At 73.9% G+C, this 20185-nt stretch carries 22 protein-coding genes; 16 read left to right on the top strand and 6 right to left on the bottom strand.

Annotated features, from left to right (window positions below; genetic code table 11):
- Positions 1 to 1281 (bottom strand): AI-2E family transporter, encoded by a 1281-nt coding sequence (locus tag ELX43_RS16200; protein ID WP_127784313.1) that lies wholly within the window; start codon positions 1279 to 1281, stop codon positions 1 to 3.
- A 72-nt stretch (positions 1282 to 1353) separates the two neighbouring features.
- Between ELX43_RS16200 and ELX43_RS16195 the strand changes: the two genes are divergently transcribed.
- From ELX43_RS16195 to ELX43_RS16180, 4 genes are all read left to right on the top strand, one after another.
- Positions 1354 to 2841 (top strand): adenylate/guanylate cyclase domain-containing protein, encoded by a 1488-nt coding sequence (locus ELX43_RS16195; RefSeq protein WP_241249976.1) that lies wholly within the window; start codon positions 1354 to 1356, stop codon positions 2839 to 2841.
- A gap of 162 nt (positions 2842 to 3003) precedes the next feature.
- On the top strand, positions 3004 to 3414 hold the full coding sequence (locus ELX43_RS16190; RefSeq protein WP_127784312.1) for a phage holin family protein: 411 nt from the start codon (positions 3004 to 3006) through the stop codon (positions 3412 to 3414).
- On the top strand, positions 3411 to 3659 hold the full coding sequence (locus ELX43_RS16185) for a DUF3618 domain-containing protein (RefSeq protein ID WP_127784311.1): 249 nt from the start codon (positions 3411 to 3413) through the stop codon (positions 3657 to 3659). The genes ELX43_RS16190 and ELX43_RS16185 overlap by 4 nt, the downstream gene beginning before the upstream one ends.
- Positions 3656 to 3928 (top strand): DUF4235 domain-containing protein, encoded by a 273-nt coding sequence (locus ELX43_RS16180; protein WP_127784310.1) that lies wholly within the window; start codon positions 3656 to 3658, stop codon positions 3926 to 3928. The genes ELX43_RS16185 and ELX43_RS16180 overlap by 4 nt, the downstream gene beginning before the upstream one ends.
- Before the next feature lie 10 nt (positions 3929 to 3938).
- On the opposite strand, the gene ELX43_RS16175 is transcribed toward ELX43_RS16180, so the two are convergent.
- The 3 genes from ELX43_RS16175 to ELX43_RS16165 are packed head-to-tail and all read right to left on the bottom strand — an operon-like array spanning position 3939 to position 5946.
- The gene (locus ELX43_RS16175) at positions 3939 to 4631 is read right to left on the bottom strand and encodes a class I SAM-dependent methyltransferase (RefSeq protein ID WP_241249326.1); all 693 of its coding nucleotides are present in this window, start codon (positions 4629 to 4631) and stop codon (positions 3939 to 3941) included.
- Entirely contained in the window at positions 4628 to 5299 is a 672-nt protein-coding gene (locus tag ELX43_RS16170) for a DUF2064 domain-containing protein (RefSeq protein ID WP_127784309.1), read from the bottom strand. The genes ELX43_RS16175 and ELX43_RS16170 overlap by 4 nt, the downstream gene beginning before the upstream one ends.
- On the bottom strand, positions 5296 to 5946 hold the full coding sequence (locus ELX43_RS16165; protein WP_127784308.1) for a glycosyltransferase family 2 protein: 651 nt from the start codon (positions 5944 to 5946) through the stop codon (positions 5296 to 5298). Before ELX43_RS16165 ends, ELX43_RS16170 begins: the two co-directional genes overlap by 4 nt.
- A 113-nt stretch (positions 5947 to 6059) precedes the next feature.
- On the opposite strand from ELX43_RS16165, the gene ELX43_RS16160 reads away from it, so the two are divergent.
- Complete coding sequence (locus ELX43_RS16160) at positions 6060 to 7418, top strand: hypothetical protein (protein ID WP_241249324.1); 1359 nt, start codon at positions 6060 to 6062, stop codon at positions 7416 to 7418.
- Positions 7419 to 7422: 4 nt separating this feature from the next.
- Here the strand turns inward: ELX43_RS16160 and ELX43_RS16155 are convergent, their stop codons facing one another.
- Both ELX43_RS16155 and ELX43_RS16150 read right to left on the bottom strand, forming a co-directional pair.
- Complete coding sequence (locus tag ELX43_RS16155) at positions 7423 to 7938, bottom strand: universal stress protein (protein WP_127784307.1); 516 nt, start codon at positions 7936 to 7938, stop codon at positions 7423 to 7425.
- Between the two features lie 119 nt (positions 7939 to 8057).
- The gene (locus ELX43_RS16150; protein ID WP_127784306.1) at positions 8058 to 8858 is read right to left on the bottom strand and encodes a PIG-L family deacetylase; all 801 of its coding nucleotides are present in this window, start codon (positions 8856 to 8858) and stop codon (positions 8058 to 8060) included.
- Positions 8859 to 8984: 126 nt separating this feature from the next.
- Here ELX43_RS16150 and ELX43_RS16145 point away from each other — a divergent pair, with 126 nt between their 5' ends.
- The 11 genes from ELX43_RS16145 to ELX43_RS16095 all read left to right on the top strand — a co-directional run bounded on the left by ELX43_RS16145 (position 8985) and on the right by ELX43_RS16095 (position 20139).
- The gene (locus ELX43_RS16145; RefSeq protein WP_127784305.1) at positions 8985 to 10067 is read left to right on the top strand and encodes a lysylphosphatidylglycerol synthase domain-containing protein; all 1083 of its coding nucleotides are present in this window, start codon (positions 8985 to 8987) and stop codon (positions 10065 to 10067) included.
- Positions 10064 to 11332, top strand: a complete 1269-nt coding sequence (locus ELX43_RS16140; protein ID WP_127784304.1) for a glycosyltransferase family 4 protein — start codon at positions 10064 to 10066, stop codon at positions 11330 to 11332. Before ELX43_RS16145 ends, ELX43_RS16140 begins: the two co-directional genes overlap by 4 nt.
- A complete protein-coding gene (locus ELX43_RS16135; protein ID WP_127784303.1) occupies positions 11329 to 12327 on the top strand; it encodes an MBL fold metallo-hydrolase in 999 nt (332 codons plus the stop codon). Before ELX43_RS16140 ends, ELX43_RS16135 begins: the two co-directional genes overlap by 4 nt.
- Positions 12328 to 12369: 42 nt before the next feature.
- Positions 12370 to 13662, top strand: a complete 1293-nt coding sequence (locus tag ELX43_RS16130; protein WP_127784302.1) for a glycoside hydrolase family 3 N-terminal domain-containing protein — start codon at positions 12370 to 12372, stop codon at positions 13660 to 13662.
- A 34-nt stretch (positions 13663 to 13696) separates the two neighbouring features.
- A complete protein-coding gene (locus ELX43_RS16125; RefSeq protein ID WP_127784301.1) occupies positions 13697 to 14275 on the top strand; it encodes a hypothetical protein in 579 nt (192 codons plus the stop codon).
- 123 nt (positions 14276 to 14398) lie between these two features.
- Positions 14399 to 15286, top strand: a complete 888-nt coding sequence (locus ELX43_RS16120; protein ID WP_164860675.1) for a serine hydrolase — start codon at positions 14399 to 14401, stop codon at positions 15284 to 15286.
- Positions 15287 to 15456: 170 nt separating this feature from the next.
- Positions 15457 to 16116: an HAD family phosphatase gene (locus ELX43_RS16115; protein ID WP_127784299.1), complete on the top strand. Its 660-nt coding sequence runs from the start codon at positions 15457 to 15459 to the stop codon at positions 16114 to 16116.
- A gap of 146 nt (positions 16117 to 16262) precedes the next feature.
- Entirely contained in the window at positions 16263 to 16934 is a 672-nt protein-coding gene (locus tag ELX43_RS16110) for a TetR/AcrR family transcriptional regulator (RefSeq protein ID WP_127784298.1), read from the top strand.
- A 111-nt stretch (positions 16935 to 17045) separates the two neighbouring features.
- Entirely contained in the window at positions 17046 to 17855 is an 810-nt protein-coding gene (locus ELX43_RS16105) for an enoyl-CoA hydratase-related protein (protein ID WP_127784297.1), read from the top strand.
- Positions 17842 to 19089, top strand: coding sequence for an acyl-CoA dehydrogenase family protein (locus ELX43_RS16100; protein WP_127784296.1), 1248 nt, complete (start codon positions 17842 to 17844; stop codon positions 19087 to 19089). The genes ELX43_RS16105 and ELX43_RS16100 overlap by 14 nt, the downstream gene beginning before the upstream one ends.
- Positions 19090 to 20139, top strand: coding sequence for a phosphotransferase family protein (locus ELX43_RS16095; protein ID WP_127784295.1), 1050 nt, complete (start codon positions 19090 to 19092; stop codon positions 20137 to 20139). It abuts the gene before it with no gap.
- Positions 20140 to 20185 lie beyond the last annotated feature (46 nt).

Raw genomic sequence — 20185 nt, 5'->3', positions numbered from 1 at the left:
TCAGGCCGGTCCGGGGCCGGGGCCCGACGAGCCCGGACGGTCGGCATCGGCATCGGCATCGGCATCGGCATCGGCGCTGGTGTCGGCATCGGCGCTGGTGTCGGTGTCGGCGTCGGTGTCACGAGGCTGCGGCTGGCCGCTCGGCACCTTCGCCTCCGCGGGATCGGACCCGCTCAGCCCCGCCGCGTCCGCGGGCTCCTCGTCGGAGAACAGCGACCGCACGGCCGAGTTGAGCACCGCCACCATGGGCACGGCCAGGACGGCACCGAGGATGCCGCCGAGCACGGTGCCCGCCGCGATGGCCAGCACCACCGCCACCGGGTGCAGCGCCACGGCGCGCCCCAGCAGCAGCGGCTGCAGCACGTGGCCCTCGAGCTGCTGCACGGCCAGCACCACGCCCAGCACGATGAGCGCCACCACGAAGCCCTTGGTGACCAGGGCGACCAGCACGGCGACGATCCCGGTGAGCACCGCTCCGATGATCGGGACGAACGCGCCCAGGAACACCAGCGCGGACAGGGGCAGGGCCAGCGGGACCTGCAGCACCGCCAGCCCCACGCCGATGCCGATCGCGTCCACCCCGGCCACCGCGATGGTGGCCCGGACGTAACCGACCAGGGAGGCGAAGCCACGGTGGCCGGCGACGTCCACCGCGTCGCGGTTCTCGCGGGGGATGACCTGGATGCAGAACTCCCAGATCTGGCGGCCGTTCTGCAGGAAGAAGATGAGGGTGAAGAGCGTGAGCAGCCCGCCGGTGAGCACCTCCCCCAGCGTGCTGGCGGTGCTCAGGGCGCTGGTGGTCAGCGCGTCGCTGTGCGACTTCAGCGCGTCGGTGAAGGTGGTGCCGGCGTTGTTGATCTCCTCCTGGCGGAGGTGGAACGGCCCGGTCACCAGCCATTCCTGCACCTCGGTGACGCTGGAGCCGACCTTGTCCTGCATCTCCGGCAGGCCGTTGATGAACTGCTGCACCACGAACGTCAGCACGCCGCCCACCAGGGCGAGCCCACCGACCATCGCGATGGCCGTGGCGAGGGCACGGGGCAGACCTGCGCGCTCCATCCACGCCACGGCCGGCGACATCAGGGCCGACCCCAGCAGCGCCAGCGCCACCGGCACCGTCACCACGCCGAAGTTGCTGACCAGCTGGAAGACCACGTAGACGAGGGCGCCGATGACGAGCAGGCGGGCGGACCACGACGCGGCGACGCGGACGCCCCACGTGACGGCTTCCTTGCTGTCCCTGCGTGCGGGAGCTTCTGGGACTGCGGCGGATCTGGTCACGGGGCGTGAGCCTAGTGACGCTGGGCGCACTACGGTGAGCGCGTGCCCACCCGCGTCGAGATTCTCCAGCGGATGCGCACCAGTCCATGGCCGGGCTACGCGGCAAGCATGTTGCTGGCCAACCTGGCTGGTGCGCTCATCCTGTGGGCCTTCGTCCGCTACGTGCTGCCGCTGCCGCCGGAGGACATGCAGTACGCGCAGGGCCTCAACCGGCTGATCTTCGGCACCTACCTGGCCCTGGCGCTGGTCGCTGACGTCGTCCTGGGGCTGCGGATCCTCAAGCCGGTGCTGCTCTGGCGACGCCGCGGCGGTCCGCCCACCGCGGACGAGCAAGCAGCGGTGCTGCGCGCCCCGTTCTGGCAGACCGTGGTGCACGCCGGGATGTGGACGGTGGGCGGGGTGATCTTCGTGGCGCTGAACGTGGCCGCCTCGCACCGCCTCGCGGTGGTCATCGCCTTCAGCGTGGTGCTGGGCGCGGCGGCCACCTGTGCGGTGGGCTACCTGCTGGCGGAGCGCTGCCTGCGGCCGGTGGCAGCCGACGCGCTGAAGGCGAACATGCCGGACAACCCGACCGGGCCCGGCGTGGCCAGCCGGGTGCTGCTCACCTGGGGGCTGACCTCGGCCCTGCCCACGTCGGGGATTCTGGTGATCTGCGTGGCCCAGCTGACCGGCTCGCTGGTGGACGACCCCCAGCGGGTGGTCGGCGCGATCATCTTCGTCGGCGGCCTGTCCTTCCTGGTCGGCCTGCTCGGCACGGGGCTGACGGCGCGCTCCATCGCCGACCCCATCGAGCAGGTGCGCTGGGCGCTGGGCGAGGTCGGGCGCGGCCAGACCGAGGTGTCGGTGGAGGTGTACGACAGCAGCGAGGTGGGCCTGCTGCAGAAGGGCTTCAACGAGATGGTCTCCGGGGTGGCCGAGCGGGAGCTGCTGCGCGACCTGTTCGGCCGGCACGTCGGGGTGGACGTGGCACGGCGGGCGCTGGAGACCGGCACCGACCTGGGCGGGGAGCTGCGCGAGGTCGGCGTGCTGTTCGTGGACATGGTGGGCTCGACCCGGATGGCCGCCAGCCACCCTCCCGCCGAGGTGGTGGCCCTGCTCAACGACTTCTTCCGGGTGGTGGTGGACGTGGTCACCGAGCACGGTGGGCTGGTGAACAAGTTCGAGGGCGACGCCGCCCTGGTGATCTTCGGCGCCCCGCTGGAGCACAGCGACGTGGCCACCGCCGCGCTGGCCGCCGCCCGCCAGCTGCGCCGCGAGCTGGAGCGGGCCACCGGGGTGGACCTGGGCATCGGGGTGTCGGCGGGCATGGCGGTGGCCGGCAACATCGGGGCGGCCCGCCGGTTCGAGTACACCGTGATCGGTGACCCGGTGAACGAGGCGGCCCGGCTGACCGAGCTGGCCAAGAACCGGGACTGCCGCGTGCTGGCGTCGGAGCGGGCCCTGCTCGCGGCGACCGTCGAGGAGCGCCAGCTGTGGGCCACCTGCGAGGAGGTCACCCTGCGGGGCCGGCTCGAGCCGACCCGCCTGGCCATGCCGGTCGAGGTCTCCGCGGTCCCCTGACCAGTGGGTTCGCGTCCACCCCTTCGTCGTCTGGTTCTGCGCCGCCGGCCCAACATCGGCACACTGGCACCACGGTGTGCAGAACGCTGCGCCCAGGCGTCACCTCGCGGCCGCGGTGCCGTGCCGGTGCTGCTGGTTCCGAGCGCAAAGAGGGAGACCGAGATGACGCACGCAGCGCCCCACGACCCCGACGACCTCTCCACCCCGCAGCTGCTAGAGCGGCTCACCGACCAGGTGTCCACCCTGGTCAAGCAGGAGGTCCAGCACGCCACTGCCGAGGTGAAGCAGAAGGGCGCCCGCCTCGGCGTGGGCATCGGCATCTCCGGTGCCGGAGCGGTGGTGGCCCTCTACGGCCTCGGGGCGCTGGTGGCCTGCGCGATCCTGGCGCTGACGCTGGTGCTGGACGCCTGGCTCGCCGCCCTGATCATCGGTGCCGCGCTCGTCGTCCTCGGCGCGCTGATGGGCCTGTTCGGCGCCCAGCGTGCTCGCAAGGCCGTTCCCCCGGTGCCACAAGAGACCCTCAACAGCGTCCAGCGCGACGTGCAGACGGTGAAGGAGAACCTGAAGCGATGAGCGTGGACAAGACGCAGCAGAGCCGGGAGCAGACCCGGGCGGAGCTGGCTGAGACCCTTGACGCCCTGGCGCACAAGGCCGACGTCAAGGGACGAGCCAGGGCGAAGGCGCAGCAGACCTGGTCCGAGGCGCAGCAGACCTGGTCCGAGGCCAGCAGCCGGGTCGACCCCAAGGTGGCCGGCGCGGCCTGTGGGGCCGTGGTGGTCATGGTGGTCGGGCTGCTGATGTGGCGGCACCGGCGATGAGCGCGGTCAACAAGGTTCTCTACAAGCCGCTGAGCCTGCTGGCCAGCGTTCTCGGCGGGCTGGCGGCCAGTGCGATCTTCGGCAAGCTGTGGGGCCGCATCGGCGACGACGAGAAAAAGGCGCCCAAGCCGGACGACCTGCGCCACTCGACCCGCGAGGTGCTTCTCGCCGCGGTGCTGCAGGGCGCCATCTTCGCCCTGGTGCGGGCGGCGGTCGACCGGGCCAGCGCCAAGGGCTACCGCAAGATGACCGGGCAGAACCCGACCTAGGCCTGGACGGCTAGCTCTCGCCGGGGTCAGCCAGCACCGGGGCGGCGAGGATGGCGATGAAGTGGCCGGCAGCCTCCTGCACGTCGTGCAGCCGCAGGCCTGCGGCCATCGCGACGTGCTGGACCGCGTCCACCCCCAGCCGGGCCCAGTGGAACCACTCCCCGACGGCGGTCTCCGTCTCCATCCGCAGCCGCGTGCAGGGGGTGCCCACCCCGGGGCCGTCCACCTCGACCACGGCGAGCCCGCCGGGCTGCAGCAGCGCGGCGGCGCGGCGCAGCACCCGCACCGGGTCGCCACCGATGCCGATGTTGCCGTCGGCCAGCAGCACGCTGGACCAGCCGCCGGCGCCGGGCAGCGAGTCGAAGAGGTCGCGCTGCAGGGCCGGGGCACCACGGGCGGTGGTCAGGCGCACCGCCTCCGCCGAGGAGTCCACCCCCAGCGCGCAGGCCCCCCGCCCCACCAGCGCGGCGGTGAGCCGACCCGGCCCGCAGCCCAGGTCGAGGGTCGCGCCGACACAGCGGGCGAGCAGGGCGGCGTCGGCCGTGCGCTCGGCGGTGCTCATGCCGGGCCCTCCCATCCAGCGGGTCATCGGCAGCTCGATGCGCCGCCCCGCGGTGTCGCCCACCCAGCAGGGCTGGCCTCGCGCGGCCCGCTGGTAGAGCTCGTCGGCAGAGACGGTGCCGCTGCCCTCCACGGCCGTCACCGGCCCGCCTCCCGCTGCTGGTGGCACCGCGCCGCAGCCGCGAACAGGGTGTCCGGGGCCAGCTCCGCCACCGCCAGCACGTCGGCGGGCCGGTCGACGTCGCGCAGCTCGGGCAACGACCGCGCAGGGGCTCCGGCCGCGCGCAGGGCCGCCGCCGTGCGCGCGCCGGTGTCAGGCTGCGACATCGGCACCCCGGCCAGGCACTGGGCCAGCGCAGGCCGGCCGACGCCCAGCGCCCACCAGCCCCCGTCGGTGGCCAGCCCCAGCGCGGCATCGGCCTCCCGCAGCACCGCCAGGGCGGCCCCCAGCAGCGCCGGCGTGACCTGCGGGGTGTCCATCCCGATCTGCAGCACGCCCGTGCCCGGACCGGCCGCTGCCGCATCGGTGTGGGCGGCACAGAGCCGGGCGGCGAAGCTCGGGCCCCGCTGGGGCAGCACCACGAAGTCGCACAGGGCGTGGCCGATCTCCGCGCTGCGGCACGCCTGGTGCAGCTCCCCGGCCAGCGCCACCACGTGGCAGGCGGCGGGCGTGGCGGCCACCGCGGCGAGGGTGTCCAGCAGCGCGGCCGCAGCCAGGTCGGCCGCCTCCTCGGGCGCCACCCAGGGGCTGAGGCGGGTCTTGGCCCGGCCCGGCACCGGTGCCTTCGCCACCACCAGCAGCGTGCTCACCGCAGCACGGCCCCGAAGTCGCGGACCGCGTGCACCGTGCCCCGCACCGAGCCGGAGACCTTGGAGCGCCCCGCGGTCCGCGGGGAGTAGGTGACGTCGACCTCGGCCACCGACCAGCCGGCGCGCGCCGCCCGCACCAGCAGCTCCAACGGGTAGCCCGACCGGCGGTCCCGCACCCCGAGCTGCAGCAGGTCGCCGCGGCGCACCGCGCGGACCGGTCCGATGTCGTGCACCGCCAGCCCGTGCCTCTGCCGCAGCCGGGCCGCGACGAGGGCGTTGCCCAGCCGGGCGTGCCAGGGCCAGCCGCTGCCCCGCACCGCGCGTCTCCGCCCCACCACCAGGTCGGCACCGGCGTCGAGCCGGGCGACCAGGCGGGGCAGCTCGGCGGGGTCCATGGAGCCGTCGCCGTCGAGCACGCAGACCACCTCGGCGTCGCTGGCCAGCACCCCGGCGTGCACCGCGCTGCCGTACCCCGCGACCGGCTCGTGCACCACCCGCGCGCCACCGGCGGTCGCGACACCGGCAGTGTCGTCACCGGACCCGTTGTCCACCACCACGGCCCGGTAACCGGTGGGCAGCGCGGCCAGCACCCCGGGCAACGAGCCCGCCTCGTCCCGGCACGGGATGACGACGTCGATGCTGCTCACCGCATCGAGTGAAGCTGACCAGCGCCCCGCGCGCAGCACGAGCACAGGGGGCTGTGGCCGGGCCTGCGGCGACCGTCAGGCCTGGTCACGGCGCTGTGCCTAGGGTTTGGCGGGTGAACCTCGCACCGCCTGCCACCGCCGCGCGGCGCCACCCCGACCGGTCGCTGCTGGGTGACCTCGCCAGCGCGGTGCTGGCGGTGGCGCTGCTGGTCGCGGCGATCGTGGTGCCACGCCGCATGGCGCCGGCGGAGCGGGACGCGCTGCACGCCGAGACCGCCCCGCTCTACGGCATCTGGGAGCCGCACGTGGGGGTGGGCACGCCGCTGGCCGTGGTGCTGGCGGTGCTGGTGGTCGGCTGGGGCCCCCGCCTGGCGCAGCGGCTGCGCTGGCCCTGGCTGCTGGCCGGCACGGCCGCGGTCGCAGTCGGCTGGGCGATGGCGCTGCTCCTGGTGGACGGGTGGCAGCGCGGGTTCGTCGATCACCTGGAGGATTCGAACGAGTACCTGCCCACGGTTCGCACCATCGCCGACGTGCCCGCGATGGTGCAGGACTTCAGCAGCCGGATCCTGGAGGGGGTGCCCGGTTCCTGGCCCACCCACGTCTCCGGCCACCCACCGGGAGCCCTGCTGAGCTACGTGGCGCTGGACCGCCTGGGCCTGGACGGCGAGGTCCCGGCGGGGCTGGCCGAGGTGCTCGTGGGCTGCTCGGCGGTGGTGGCGGTGCTGGTGACGGTGCGGGTGCTGGCCGACGAGCAGACCGCCCGCCGCGCGGCACCGTTCCTGGCCCTGGCCCCGGCGGCCATCTGGGTGGCGGTCTCCGCCGACGCCCTGTTCGCGGGGGTGGTGGCCTGGGGGATCGCCCTGCTGGCGCTGGCCGCCACGCGGGCGGTGCGCTGGCCCACTGTTGCCGCGCTGGCGTCGGGGCTGCTGCTGGGCTACGGCATCTTCCTGTCCTACGGCCTGGTGCTGATGGGCCTGGTGGCGGTGGCGGTGCTGGTCGCCGCGCGCACCGTGCGGCCGTTGCTGCCCGCCGTGGCCGGGGCGCTGGCGGTGGTGGCCGCGTTCGCCGCGGCCGGCTTCTGGTGGCTCGACGGCTACCACCTGGTGGTCGACCGGTACTACCAGGGCATCGCCACCGAGCGCCCGTTCAGCTACTGGGGCTGGGCCAACCTGGCGTCGTTGCTGTGCGCGGTGGGCCTGGCCACCGCCGCGGCGCTGCACCGGGTGCTCGCACCGGCACGGCTGCGGACCAGGGACGGGCTGAGCCTGCTGGTGCTCGGCGCCGGGCTGGCGGTGGCGGCGGCGGACCTGAGCGCGCTGAGCAAGGCCGAGACCGAGCGGATCTGGTTGCCCTTCGCGGTGTGGCTGCTGGCCGCCACCGCGGCGCTGCCGGTGCGCTGGCAGCGCGGCTGGCTGACCGTGCAGGCGCTGCTGGCGCTCGGGGTGGTGCACCTGGTGCTGACCAACTGGTAGCCCCTCAGGGGCAGCCGGCGGGAACCACCAGCACCGGGCGGGTGCTGTTGTGCAGCACCTGCTGGGAGACGCTGGCGTGCAGCAGCGAGCGCAGCCCGTGCAGGCTCCGAGTCCCGGTGACGATGATGTCGGCCTGGTGCTCCTCGGCGGCGTCCACGATGCCGGTCCACACCCCGCCGGCGGCCGGCTGGGTGGCGGCGGTGGCCTGCAGCCCCAGCGCGGTGGCCACGCCGGCGCCCTCCTCGGCGAGCAGGCGGGCCTGGGTCTCGGCGTAGCGGTCGGCGGGGTGGTCCTCCCCAGCCCAGCCCACGACGGACAGCTCACCCCACATGGTGGCCAGCTGGGCGGTCTGCACCACCAGTGGCGCCCACACGCTCACCACCACCACGTGCGTGGAGCGCAGGCAGCGCGCGACGTGCTCCAGCGCCCCGCGGGCGCAGGCGGAGCCGTCGTAGGCCACCAGGACCACGTCGGTGCTGGTGGCGGCCGGTCGTGCGCGGTCGGTGCGGGGTGCCGCCATGGTGGGCTCCTGACCTGCGGGCGCCGGGCGCACGTCCGGTCCGTGGGCTGGCGTCCGCCTGGTTCCCCGCCGATTGTGCGCCGTGCGCGCCGGTTCCGCGAGGGGTGGACCCGTGGCGGTCAGCCTCGGTCGAGGCCGGCGAAGACGTCGTCGCGCAGGGGGCCCGGGGCAGCATCGCGCTGGAGGAACCACTCGCGGCCCAGCGCCTGGCGGAACACCGGGCGCGGCAGGCGCAGCAGCAGGGCGAGGGTGCGCTGGTCGGAGTCGGCGGTGGCCTGGCTGGCGTGGGCGGCCATCGCGGCGCGCTTGGCGGCGGCGTGCGCGCGGACGTCCACGCGGTGGGTCACCACGTCGCTGTAGGCGTCGGCGAAGGCGGCGGCGCGCACCCCTGGCAGCACGCCGGGCACCGCCTCGACCAGCCGCACGGCGCGCTGGACGAGCCGCCGGTCCAGCGTGGCCTCGAGCACCCGTGGAGTGCCCGCCAGCCGAGCCGCCAGCGCTCCCACGTGGTGCACCTGCACGTGGTCGGGGTGGCCGTAGCCGCCGGCGGGGTCGTAGGTGGTGAGGACCTCCGCCCGCTCCTGCTCCAGCACCCGCGCCACCCGTCGCGCCGCGCTCGCCCGGTCCACGTCGGAGAAGCCGCCCGGGGTCGCGCTGTCGCGCCAGCCGGAGTCGCGGTAGCCCAGCAGGACCAGGCGGGCACAGCCCAGCGCCCCTGCCGAGCGCTCCAGCTCAGCCACTCGCCGGGTGCCCAGCCCGCCGTCGGCGCGCAGGTGCGTCGCAGCCAGCCCGGCCTCCCCGTTGGTGGCCACCACCAGCACCACGCGGTGGCCCTCGGCGGCGGCGCGGGCGAGCGTTCCCCCGGTCAGCAGGACCTCGTCGTCGGGGTGGGCGTGGAAGGAGACGAGGGTGCGGGCCACGGGCTCAGCATGGCAGCCGGCTCGCTCAGCCGTGACGCGTGCTACACCTGAGCGCGGTTGGTGCTTACATTGTGCGGACTGCTTGTACTTCACCTGAGCCCTACGACGCACGAGGACCCGCACACGATGACCACCACTCCGGCTGAGGAGACCCCTGCCGCCGCGCCCCGGCGCGGCTGGGTGGGGCTGCGCGCGCTCGCCTCCGTCGCCGCGCTGGCCACCGTCGTCGGGCTGCTGCTGGTGCTGCCCCGGGTGCTGGGCACCTCGTGGGACCCGGTGAGCAAGGTGCTGGCCGGGGTGCCGCTCACCGCCCTGCTGCTGCTCGCCGCGCTGTGGCTGGCGGGACTGTGGTCCTACACCTGGGTGCTCACCGCGGCCCTGCCCGGACTCACCCACCGCCAGGCGCTGATGCTGAACCTCACCGGCAGCGCCGTGGCGAACGTGGCGCCCTTCGGCGGGGCGGCCGGGGTGGGGCTGAACTTCGCGATGATCCGCTCCTGGCGGTTCACCCGGTCCGCCTTCGCCACCTTCACCGCGGTGAGCAACCTGTGGGACTGGCTGGGCAAGCTGGTGTTCGCCGGCGCGGTGCTGGCCTGGCTGTTGTCCACCGGCACGCTCACCTCCGGTCCTGTGCTCAGCGCGGTGCGCACGGCCGTGGTGGTGCTCGCGCTGGTGCTGGTGGCGCTGCTGTCGGCGCTGAGCAGCCACCGCGTGGCCCGCGGCTGCGGCACCGTGCTGGACCAGGCGGTCGCCGGCGGCATGCGCCTGGTCCGCTCCCCGCGGCGCTCCCGCATGGTCGACGTGCTGCCGCAGCTGAGGTCGTCCACGGTGGAGGTGATCCAGACGGCGTGGCTGCAGATGAGCGTCGCCGTCACCGGGTACCTGCTGCTGCAGGTGCTGCTGCTCGGCAGCTGCCTGCACCTGCTGGGTGAGGACCTGCCCGTGGGGGTGATCGCGGCCGGCTTCGCCGTGGAGCGGCTGCTGACGCTGGTCCCCATCACGCCCAACGGCGCGGGCTTCGCGGAGACCGCCTGCGCCGGCATGCTCATCGCGCTGGGCGGGGGAGCGGTGGGGGTGGCCGCGGCAGTGCTGCTGTACCGCGGGTTCACCTTCCTGCTGGAGATCCCGGTGGGCGGGCTGGGCATCGTCGCCTGGTTGGTGCAGCAGTCGCGGCGCCGTCGCGCACTGGTGCCGGTGACCACCGCGTGAGGATCACCCACGTCACCGACTGCTACCTGCCCCGCCTGGGCGGCATCGAGATGCAGGTGCACGACCTCGCCCGGCGCCAGCGCGCCCAGGGCCACGAGGTCCGCGTCATCACCCGCACCGCCGCCGAGGCGCCGGAGGACCCCGCCGGGCCCACCGTGCACCGGGTGCCGGGCTTCCGGCAGGGGGTGCCCGGGGTGAGCACCCGTGCGGCGCTGCACCGGCTGCTCGCACCGGGGGAGGTGGACGTGGTGCACGCGCACGCGTCGCTGGTGTCCCCGCTGGTGTGGACGGCCGGGGCGATCACCTCGGCCGCGGGGGTGCCCATGGTGGTCACCATGCACTCGGTCCCGCCGCCGGGGGCGATCCTGCGGGTGGCGGGCACCGCGGCGGGCTGGACCCGCTGGAAGGCCCGCTGGACCGCGGTGAGCCAGGTGGCGGCGAAGCCGATGCGCTACATGCTGGCCGGCCAGGAGGTGGCCGTGCTCGGCAACGGGGTGGACGCCGCGGCGTGGCAGCTGCCCGCCCACCACGCCGACCCGCGCGAGCTCACCATCGTCAGCGTGATGCGGCTGGCCCAGCGCAAGCGCCCGATGCCGCTGATCCGCACGCTGCAGGCCATCCGGGCACAGGTGCCGACCGACGTCCGCCTGCGCGCGGTGATCATGGGCGAGGGCCCCCGGCGCGCCGACATGGAGAAGGCACTGCGCCGGCGCGGCATGCAGGACTGGGTCAGCCTGCCCGGCGCCCGCACCCGCGAGGAGATCCGGCAGGTCTACCGCACCGCCGACGTGTACCTGGCGCCGGCGCGGCTGGAGTCCTTCGGCATCGCTGCGCTGGAGGCCCGCAGCGCGGGCCTGCCGGTGGTGGCGATGTCCTGCGGCGGGGTGGTGGAGTTCGTGCGCGACGGCGTGGAGGGGCTGCTGGTGGGCTCCGACGCCGACATGGCCGCCGCCACCGCCGGGCTGCTCACCGCACCGGAGCGGCTGCGGGCCATCCGGGAGCACAACGTGGCCACCACGCCGGAGATGACCTGGGGCCACATGCTGGCGCGCAGCATGGAGCACTACCAGCAGGCCGCCGTCATCGCCGGCACGCGACTGCCCGACCCCGTGCTGGCGCGCACTGGCTCCGACGGGGCGGTGGGCCGCCCGGGCGGTGCGCGGCTGCGCAGCAGGGTCAGCACCGGCGGCACTGCTGGCGGCGAGTGCCGGTGTGGGACCGGGCGAGACGGCCGTCACACCTGCGTGCCAGACTCCCACGGATGAGCGACTGGACCACACCTGGCGTGTACCCCGTGGCCGAGGGCGTGCACCGCATCCCGCTGCCCCTGCCCAACGACGGGCTGCGCGCGGTCAACGTCTACGCCATCACCGACGGCGACTCGCTGGTGCTGGTGGATTCCGGCTGGGCGATCCCGGAGTCCATGGAGCAGCTGGAGCGCGGCCTGGCCACGCTGGGCGCGGACCTCGGCGACGTCAGCCGGATCCTGGTCACCCACGTGCACCGCGACCACTACACGCAGGCGGTCACCATCCGCCGCCGAGTGGGCTCCGACGTCGCGCTGGGCGCCGGGGAGAAGCCGTCCATGGACCTGCTGCTGCACCGCGCCGCCGAGGCCAACGTCCTCAACGCCGACCGGATGGCCCGCTACGGGGCGCAGCAGCTGGCCGACCTCATCCGCAACGCCCCGCCCAGCGAGGGCGGCCCGTGGGAAGCCCCCGACCAGTGGCTGGAGGAGGGCGACACCATCGCCCTCGGCAGCCGCAGCCTGGACTCGGTGCCCACCCCGGGCCACACCCGCGGCCACGTGGTGTTCGTCGACGCCGCCGCCGACCTGCTCTTCGCCGGCGACCACGTGCTGCCCAGCATCACGCCGTCCATCGCCGTGGAGCCCGGACCGCCCCGACTGGCCCTGGGCGACTACCTGCAGTCGCTGCGCGTGGTGCGGGCAATGCCCGACCGGATGCTGCTGCCCGCGCACGGGGCCGTGACCGACAGCGCGCACAAGCGCATCGACGAGCTGCTGGAGCACCACGACACCCGGCTGGCCGACACGCTCGCCGCGGTGACCCAGGGCAGCACGGTGCTCGACGTGGCCCGCATCCTGCGGTGGACCCGGCACAAGCGCAGCTACGCCGACCTGGACATCTTCAACCAGGTGCTGGCCATCGGCGAGACCGCCGCTCACCTGGATCTGCTTGTGCACCAAGGCCGGCTGCGCTGCGACGACAGGTCGGGAGTCAGCGCCTACGGCAGCTGAGGCCGGTGGCTCCGCCCTGGTCCACCGTGCTTGACTGGCGCGATGGTGAAGACGGACTGCACGGGCTCCCGCGCGTTCCGGTCGGTGCGTCGTGGCCTGCTCGCCGGCGTGCTGGGCGCGACGATGGTGGTCGGCTGCAGCTCCCCTGGGCCGCCGCCCAGCGCTGCGCTGCCCCCGGCCAGTGCCGCCCCGTCGAGTCCTGGTCCGAGCGAGCCGACCGGACCCACCACCGCACCCGTTCCCGGGCCGTCGTCTCCCGAGCCACCAACCACCTCGGTGCCGGCTGCTGCGCCGGTCCCCGGCTGTGTGCCCACCGACTACCTGGCCACCCTGCCGCTGCGCCAGCAGCTGGGACAGCTGCTGATGGTCGGGGTGGACTCGTCCGGACCCGGTCAGGTCACCGACGTGGTCCGCCAGGGTGTCGGCGGCGTCTTCGTCGGCGGCAACGCCACCGGGTTGCTCACCAGCGGCGCGCTGTCCCGGCTCGACGCCCAGTCCCCGGCAGGCCTCGGAGTGATGGTGGCGGCCGACGAGGAGGGCGGTCGGGTGCAGCGCATCGACGCCCTGGACGGCAGCATCCCCTCGGCGCGGGCCATGGTGCAGTCCGGGATGAGCCCCGCCCAGGTGCGCCAGCTCGCCCTCACCCGTGGCCAGCAGCTGCGCGGCTACGGCATCACCGTGGACTTTGCCCCCGACACCGACGTCTCCGCCCAGGCGAGCACCACCGTCATCGGGGACCGCTCGTTCAGCCCGGACCCGCAGGTGGTGACCAGCTACGCCCGGGCGTTCGCCGACGGCCTCCGCGCCGCCGGTGTGCTGCCCGTGCTCAAGCACTTCCCCGGCCACGGCGCCTCCAGCGGCGACTCGCACCGGGGCACGGTGACCACGCCCGCCCTGCCTGCCCTGCAGCAGCGTGACCTGGTGCCCTTTCGCGCGCTGGTCGCGGAGTCGTCACCGGCGGGCACCGGCGTGATGGTGGGTCACCTGGCCGTTCCCGGGCTCACCGAGCCGGGCCTGCCCGCGAGCCTCAGCCCGGCCGCGGTCGGGTTGCTGCGTGCTGGCAGCGGCTACGGCGCCCCGCCGTTCGAGGGGGTGGTGTTCAGCGACGACCTCGCGGGCATGGCCGCCATCAGCGACCGGTTCGACGTGCGAGAGGCGTCGCTGCGTGCGCTGCGGGCCGGCAGCGACGTGGCGGTGTTCATCACCGCCACTCGGCTGCCCGCGGTGCTCGACTACCTGGAGGCGGCGGTGGCCGACGGGCGGCTGCCGGCCGCGCAGGTGCAGCAGTCGCTGCGCCGCGTGGTGCTGGCCAAGCAGGTTCCGCTCTGCGCGTGAGCTGAGCGGCGGCCGGGGCTGGCATGCTCACCCCGTGACGCGACTCCTGGTGACTGCCGGACTACTGGGTGCCATCGGCGTGCTGGCCGGCTGCGGTGGTTCTCCCGCGCAACCGGCCCCGCAGACGACCGTGGCGCCCCCCGCCAGCTCCGTGTCCGCGCCGCCGAGCACACCGCCGCCGGTGCCGGCCGAGCCCGCCCCGCGCACCACCCTGGCGCCCCCGACGCTCGCCCCCTCGGCCACCACCCGGCCCGTGACCCCCACGACGGCGGCGCCCACGCCGGCGGCACCCACCTCACGGGCGGCGGCGGTGTCGCTGCCGCCGAACCTGTGCGCCGCCACCGACCGCGCGCAGGACACCGCGGACGCCTTCATGGGTTCCCTCAGCGCCGGGCAGGTGGCCGAGGCCAGCAAGTGCGTGGCGCCCGGGGCGGTGCCGGCCGAGCTGGTGGCCAGCCTGGCCGGTCAGCAGCGGCAGACGGCCGGGTACGCGCCGGTCGGTGGCGGCGAGGGGCCGGTGTTCACCTACCGCGGCGACGGCAGGACCGTGCTCGTGACGGTGTCCCGCCTGGCGGACGGCGCCACCTGGGTCACCGGGCTCGTGGTGCGCTGAGAGCGGTGATGCTGAGGCCGGTGGTTACGTGCAGTGGTTGAAAGATCACCACACGTAACGGTTTTCGTGTTAGATGACGCGCACCACTGGTCGAGCCCTCGGAGCACCATGCGCCCCAGATCGATGCGCCCCAGAGTTGTCGTTGCGTCGCTGGTCCTGCTGGCGCAGGTGTTGTTCGGGGCGGTCGTCACCGCCCCCTCGGCGGCCGCCGAGGGCGCCGACGACGCGGCAGCCGCGGTTGGCTACGCCAACGCCCGCGGATACCGCTCGGCGATCGGCGTCGTGGACACCACCAACGGCCAGTTCTGGGGTGGCGGTGACTTCGACCTGCAGTACGCCTCGGAGTCGGTGATGAAGGTCTTCATCGCCACGCGACTGCTCGTCCAGGGCCAGATGAGCGGCTGGAACGAGACCACCGCCTGGAAGATGATCACCCAGTCCGACGACGCCTCCGCCAACGCGCTGTACTACCGAACCGGCGGCGACAGCGTGGTGACCTGGGCCGCCCAGCACTACAACATCCCGTTCCTGGGTGCTCCGCCACCGCGCTCGGGTTGGTGGGGCGGCACCCGCATCACCGCGCACGGGATGGCGGTGTTCTACAACGCCGTGGCGCACGACCCCCGGGTGTGGCCGTGGCTGAGCAACGCCATGCGCAACACCACCGTCCACGGCTCCGACGGCACGTTCCAGCACTTCGGCCTACCCAGCGCCACGGTCACCTGGGCCGTCAAGCAGGGCTGGGGTGCCGACAGCGCCAGTGGGCTGCCCACCTTCAACTCCACCGGCTACGTCGGCCCCGGTGACCGCTTCGCGACCGTCATCCTCACCGAGGGGCCGGGCTACGGTGCGCCGATCGCGGGCGTGGTCACCGAGCAGGCCCGCGCCCTGCTGCACGCCGGCACCATCCGGCCCCCGGTGGCGGCGCAGGACCCGTTCGCGTTTCTGTTCCAGCTGCTGCTGAACTACCTCATCGACCTGGCCCGCCAGTTCCACTGGTTCGGCTTCTAGTCCGCAGGCCCTGCCGGCGCGGCCTCAGGCGTGCGCGTCCACGATCTGCTGGACGGTGCGGTCAGTCCTCGAGGCTGACGATCCGAGTGGGCGCTGTCAGGTCTTTGCCGACGCGCGCAGGGCACCGGCCCCGTCCCTACCGTGACGGTGCGGGGTGGTCTGATGGGGCCATGAGCGCAGTGGGCAGGAGCGACGTGGCAGAACCCGGGCGCGACGCAGTGCTGGTGGACTTCGGTGGCGTGCTCACCTCCAGCGTGATGCGCTCGTTCGCGGACTTCGGTGCCACGCTCGGTGGCGACCCGGGCCTGCCGCTGCGACTGCTCAGCGAGGACGAGGTGGCCCGACGGCTGATCTCCGAGCACGAGTCCGGTCGCACCAGCGCCGAGGAGTTCGAGCGCGGTTTTGCCGAGCGGCTCACCGCCCACGGTGCACCGGTGAGCGCGGAGGGGCTGATCGCCCGCATGCAGGCGGGCCTGACCCGCGACGAGGACACCATCGCCCTGGTGGCCGGGCTGCGGGCGGCGGGTTACCCGGTGGCCCTGGTGACCAACGCCTTCGGCCGCGGTGGCTACGCAGGCTTCGACCTGGCGTCCATGGCCGACCAGGTGGTGGTGTCCTCCGAGGTGGGCGTGCGCAAGCCCTCGCGCAAGATCTACGCGCTGGCCTGCGAGCGGCTCGGGGTGTCCCCAGAGACGGCCGTGCTGATCGACGACCTGCAGCAGAACCTGGACGGCGCGGCGCGGCTGGGCATCGCCGGGGTGCTGCACACCAGTGCCGCCGAGACCCGGCGCCAGCTGGCCGAGCGGTTCGGGATCGTGGCGGCGGACTAGCGCGTCAGCCCTGGTCGGTGCTCATTCCTGGCTGGCGCCGACCCGCAGCACCAGCTTGCCGTCCCGGATCCACTCGCTCAGGGCAGCGATGCCCTGTCCGAACGACCTCATTGAAGTCGACACCGGATTCAGATATACATCGGCCCATGACCACCAACGCCGCCGCCGCGCCCGCGCGGCGGGAGCCCCCGGCCACCAGTCGCGGCGTGCGCACCCGGGCCGCGCTGGTGCAGGCGGCGCGGGTGGTGTTCGAGCGGGCCGGCTACCTCGACGCCCGGCTGGTGGACATCACCCGGGAGGCCGGCTGCGCCACCGGCTCGTTCTACACCTACTTCGCCAACAAGGAGGAAGTCTTCGCCGCGGTGCTCGAGGTGGCGCAGGAGGACATGCTGCACCCCGGCGTGGACCGCGAGGTGGACGGCGACGACGCCTACGCGGTGCTGGAGGCGAGCAACCGGGCCTACCTGGAGGCCTACCGGCGCAACGCCCGGCTGATGGGGCTGCTGGAGCAGGTGGCGCACATCGACCCGGCGTTCCGCGCCTTCCGCGCGGAGCGGGCGGCTGCGTTCATCCAGCGCAACGCTCGGGGGATCGCGGAGCTGCAGCGGCGCGGGGTGGCCACCACGCGGGTGGATCCGCTGCTGGCCTCGCGGGCACTGTCCGGAATGGTCAGCCGCCTGGCCTACAGCGTCTTCACCATCGGGGAGGGTGAGGACGCCGAGCGGCCCACCGACTTCGACGAGCTGGTGCACACGCTCACCCAGCTGTGGGCGCATGCCCTGGGCATCCCGGTGCCGCCGGATCCCGACCGGGGCTGATCCAGCCTGCTATTGAAACTGAAGCCGGATTCACCTATACATAGGTTCACCCAGGCCCCGGCCCCTGTACCGGCGGATCTCTCCAGGGTGGCGAGACCCCGAGGAGCTGCTGTGCCGGTTGCGGACACCCAGGGCGGGCTGGTGCTGGCCGAGCGCCGGGGCGCGGTGGCGGTGCTCACCTTCAACCGGCCGGAGCGGCTCAACGCCTGGACCAACGCCATGGAGGACGAGTACTTCGACCTGCTGCTGGCCGCCGAGGACGACCCTGACGTGCGCGCCGTGGTGGTCACCGGCGCCGGCCGCGGCTTCTGCGCCGGTGCCGACCTGGCAGGGCTGCGCAACGTCGGCGATGCCCGGCCCGAGGACCTCGCCCGCGCCCGGCCCCGTGACCTCCCGCTGACCCTGCGCAAGCCGCTGGTCGGGGCCATCAACGGTGTCGCCGCGGGCCTGGGCCTGGTGGAGGCGCTGTACTTCGACGTCCGGTTCGCCTCGACCGCTGCCCGGTTCACCGCCGCGTTCTCCCAGCGCGGGCTGATCGCGGAGTACGGCAGCTCCGTGCTGCTGCCCCGCCTGGTCGGCCACAGCCGGGCCACCGACCTGCTGCTGTCCAGCCGGATGGTGGACGCCGCCGAAGCCCACAGCATCGGCCTGGTGGACCACCTGGTGGACGGTGACGTGCTGGCCGCGGCCGTCGACTACGCCACCACCCTGGCCACCACCTGCTCGCCCACCTCCATGGCGGTGATGAAGCAGCAGCTGCGGGCCGACGTGCCCTACGCCGAGGCGCTGCGCCGCTCCGAGGAGCTGATGCTCGACGCCTTCCGCGGCCCCGACGTCAGCGAGGGCGTCTCCAGCTTCCTGCAGCGCCGTCCCCCCGAGTTCCCGCCCCTACCGATGAGGACCAGCCATGTCGATGTTTAGCTTCTCCGACCGTTCGCTCGAGCTGCAGGACGAGCTGCTGGCGTTCATGGACTCCCACGTCTACCCGGCCGAGGCGGTGTACGAGGAGCAGATGCGCGCCTCGGGCAACCCGCACTTCCAGCCGCCGGTGCTGGAGGAGCTCAAGGTGGAGGCCAGGCGGCGCGGGCTGTGGAACCTCTTCCACCCGCACCCGGAGTGGGGCCCGGGGCTGAGCAACCTCGACTACGCGCCGCTGGCAGAGATCATGGGCCGCAGCCACCTGGCCCCGGAGGCCTGCAACTGCAACGCCCCGGACACCGGAAACATGGAGGTGTTCACCCTCTTCGGCACCGACGAGCACAAGCAGAAGTGGCTGCGGCCACTGCTGGACGGGGAGATCCGCTCGGCGTTCGCGATGACCGAGCCGGCCGTCGCCAGCTCCGACGCCACCAACATCCAGCTGCGCATGGAGCGCCACGGTGACGAGTACGTGCTCAACGGCCGCAAGTGGTTCGCCTCCAACGCCCTGCACCAGAACTGCAAGGTGATGATCGTGATGGGCAAGACCGATCCCACCGCGGCCACGCACAAGCAGCAGTCGATGATGGTGGTGCCGATGGACGCCCCCGGCGTGACCGTGCTGCGCGGGTTGCCGGTGTTCGGCTACCAGGACCGGGAGGGCCACGCCGAGATCGACTTCCAGGACGTGCGCGTGCCGGTGAGCGACCTGCTCTCCGGGGAGGGCGAGGGCTTCGCCATCAGCCAGGCCCGGCTGGGCCCGGGCCGCATCCACCACTGCATGCGGGCGATCGGCATGGCTGAGCGTGCCCTGGAGCTGATGTGCCGCCGGGCCCAGTCCCGGGTGACCTTCGGCCAGCCGCTGTCCGAGCGCGCCAACATCCAGGACTGGATCGCCGAGGCGCGCATCGAGATCGAGATGGTGCGCCTGCTCACCCTGAAGGCGGCGCACCTGATGGACACCGTGGGCAACAAGGAGGCACGCACCGAGATCGCGGCCATCAAGGTCGCTGCCCCCAAGATGGCGCTGAAGATCATCGACCGCGCCATCCAGGTGCACGGTGGAGCCGGCGTCACCGACGACTTCCCGCTGGCGATGGCCTACGCGCACATGCGCACCCTGCGCCTGGCCGACGGCCCCGACGAGGTGCACCAGCGCGCCATCGCCCGCCAGGAGCTGCGGAAGTACCGCGACGTCACCGCGGCGAGCAACGGCCACGAGGCCGTGGTGCGCTGAGTGACCAACGCGCAGGTGGTGGGGCTGGACCCCCACGCGGTCACGGAGTGGTTCGACAGCCTGGGCCTGCAGCGGCAGGGACGGCTGAGCTTCGAGCGGGTGGGCCTGGGCCAGTCCAACCTGGTGTTCCTGGTGCAGGACGAGGGCCGGGGGCGGTGGGTGCTGCGCCGCCCGCCGCTGGGCCACCTGCTGGCGTCGGCGCACGACGTGGCCCGGGAGGGGCGCATCCTCTCGGCCCTGCAGGACACCGCGGTGCCCACCCCGCGCGTGCACGGGCTGTACACCCCCGGGGCGGGCTCCGGCCCGGCGGTGAGCGAGGTGCCGCTGCTGCTGATGGAGTTCGTCGACGGCCGGGTGGTGGACCGCATGTCGGTGGCCGAGGCGCTCACCCCGGAGCAGCGCCGTGCCATCGGGGTGTCGCTGCCGCGCACCCTGGCCACGATCCACGCCGTGGACCTGGACGCCACCGGCCTGGCGGACCTGGCCAGCCACAAGCCCTACGCCGCCCGCCAGCTCAAGCGCTGGGGCGGGCAGTGGGAGCAGTCGCGCACCCGGGAGCTGCCCGAGCTGGACGACCTCACCGCCCGGCTGGCGGCCGCGGTGCCGGAGCAGCACGAGCTGACCCTGGTGCACGGCGACTTCCACCTGCGCAACGTGATCGCCGCCGCCGACACCGGGGAGGTGGTGGCCGCGCTGGACTGGGAGCTGTGCACCCTCGGTGAGCCCCTGGCCGACGTGGGCACCCTGCTGGCCTACTGGCCCGAGCCCGGTGAGGACACCGGCGGTGACTTCCCCGCCTCCGCGCTGCCGGGCTTCCCCAGCCGCGCGGAGATCGCCGAGATCTACCTGGCCGAGACCGGGCGCGACGCCGCGGCGCTCGCGTACTGGCACGCGCTGGGGCTGTGGAAGGTGGCGATCATCGCCGAGGGCGTCATGCGGCGGGCCAGGGACGAGCCGCAGAACGCGGCCGCGAGCGGCACGCCCACCGTGGCGCGGATCGACCAGCTGGTGGCCAAGGCCCGCGAGGTGGCCGACCATGCCGGGATCTAGCGGTGACGGCCCTGGTCAGCGCCGCCCGGTCAGCGGGATCGTGGTT

This window comes from Rhodococcus sp. X156, assembly GCF_004006015.1.
Lineage (GTDB): Bacteria > Actinomycetota > Actinomycetes > Mycobacteriales > Mycobacteriaceae > X156.
This window is presented reverse-complemented; position numbering and strand designations above follow the sequence as displayed.

Coding starts and splice junctions, on each gene's coding strand:
- ELX43_RS16195 (WP_241249976.1), top strand. CDS start 1,354: ATGCGCACCAGTCCATGGCCGGGCTACGCGGCAAGCATGTTGCTGGCC.
- ELX43_RS16190 (WP_127784312.1), top strand. CDS start 3,004: ATGACGCACGCAGCGCCCCACGACCCCGACGACCTCTCCACCCCGCAG.
- ELX43_RS16185 (WP_127784311.1), top strand. CDS start 3,411: ATGAGCGTGGACAAGACGCAGCAGAGCCGGGAGCAGACCCGGGCGGAG.
- ELX43_RS16180 (WP_127784310.1), top strand. CDS start 3,656: ATGAGCGCGGTCAACAAGGTTCTCTACAAGCCGCTGAGCCTGCTGGCC.
- ELX43_RS16155 (WP_127784307.1), bottom strand. CDS start 7,938: ATGGCGGCACCCCGCACCGACCGCGCACGACCGGCCGCCACCAGCACC.
- ELX43_RS16145 (WP_127784305.1), top strand. CDS start 8,985: ATGACCACCACTCCGGCTGAGGAGACCCCTGCCGCCGCGCCCCGGCGC.
- ELX43_RS16135 (WP_127784303.1), top strand. CDS start 11,329: ATGAGCGACTGGACCACACCTGGCGTGTACCCCGTGGCCGAGGGCGTG.
- ELX43_RS16130 (WP_127784302.1), top strand. CDS start 12,370: ATGGTGAAGACGGACTGCACGGGCTCCCGCGCGTTCCGGTCGGTGCGT.
- ELX43_RS16120 (WP_164860675.1), top strand. CDS start 14,399: ATGCGCCCCAGAGTTGTCGTTGCGTCGCTGGTCCTGCTGGCGCAGGTG.
- ELX43_RS16115 (WP_127784299.1), top strand. CDS start 15,457: ATGAGCGCAGTGGGCAGGAGCGACGTGGCAGAACCCGGGCGCGACGCA.
- ELX43_RS16110 (WP_127784298.1), top strand. CDS start 16,263: ATGACCACCAACGCCGCCGCCGCGCCCGCGCGGCGGGAGCCCCCGGCC.
- ELX43_RS16100 (WP_127784296.1), top strand. CDS start 17,842: ATGTCGATGTTTAGCTTCTCCGACCGTTCGCTCGAGCTGCAGGACGAG.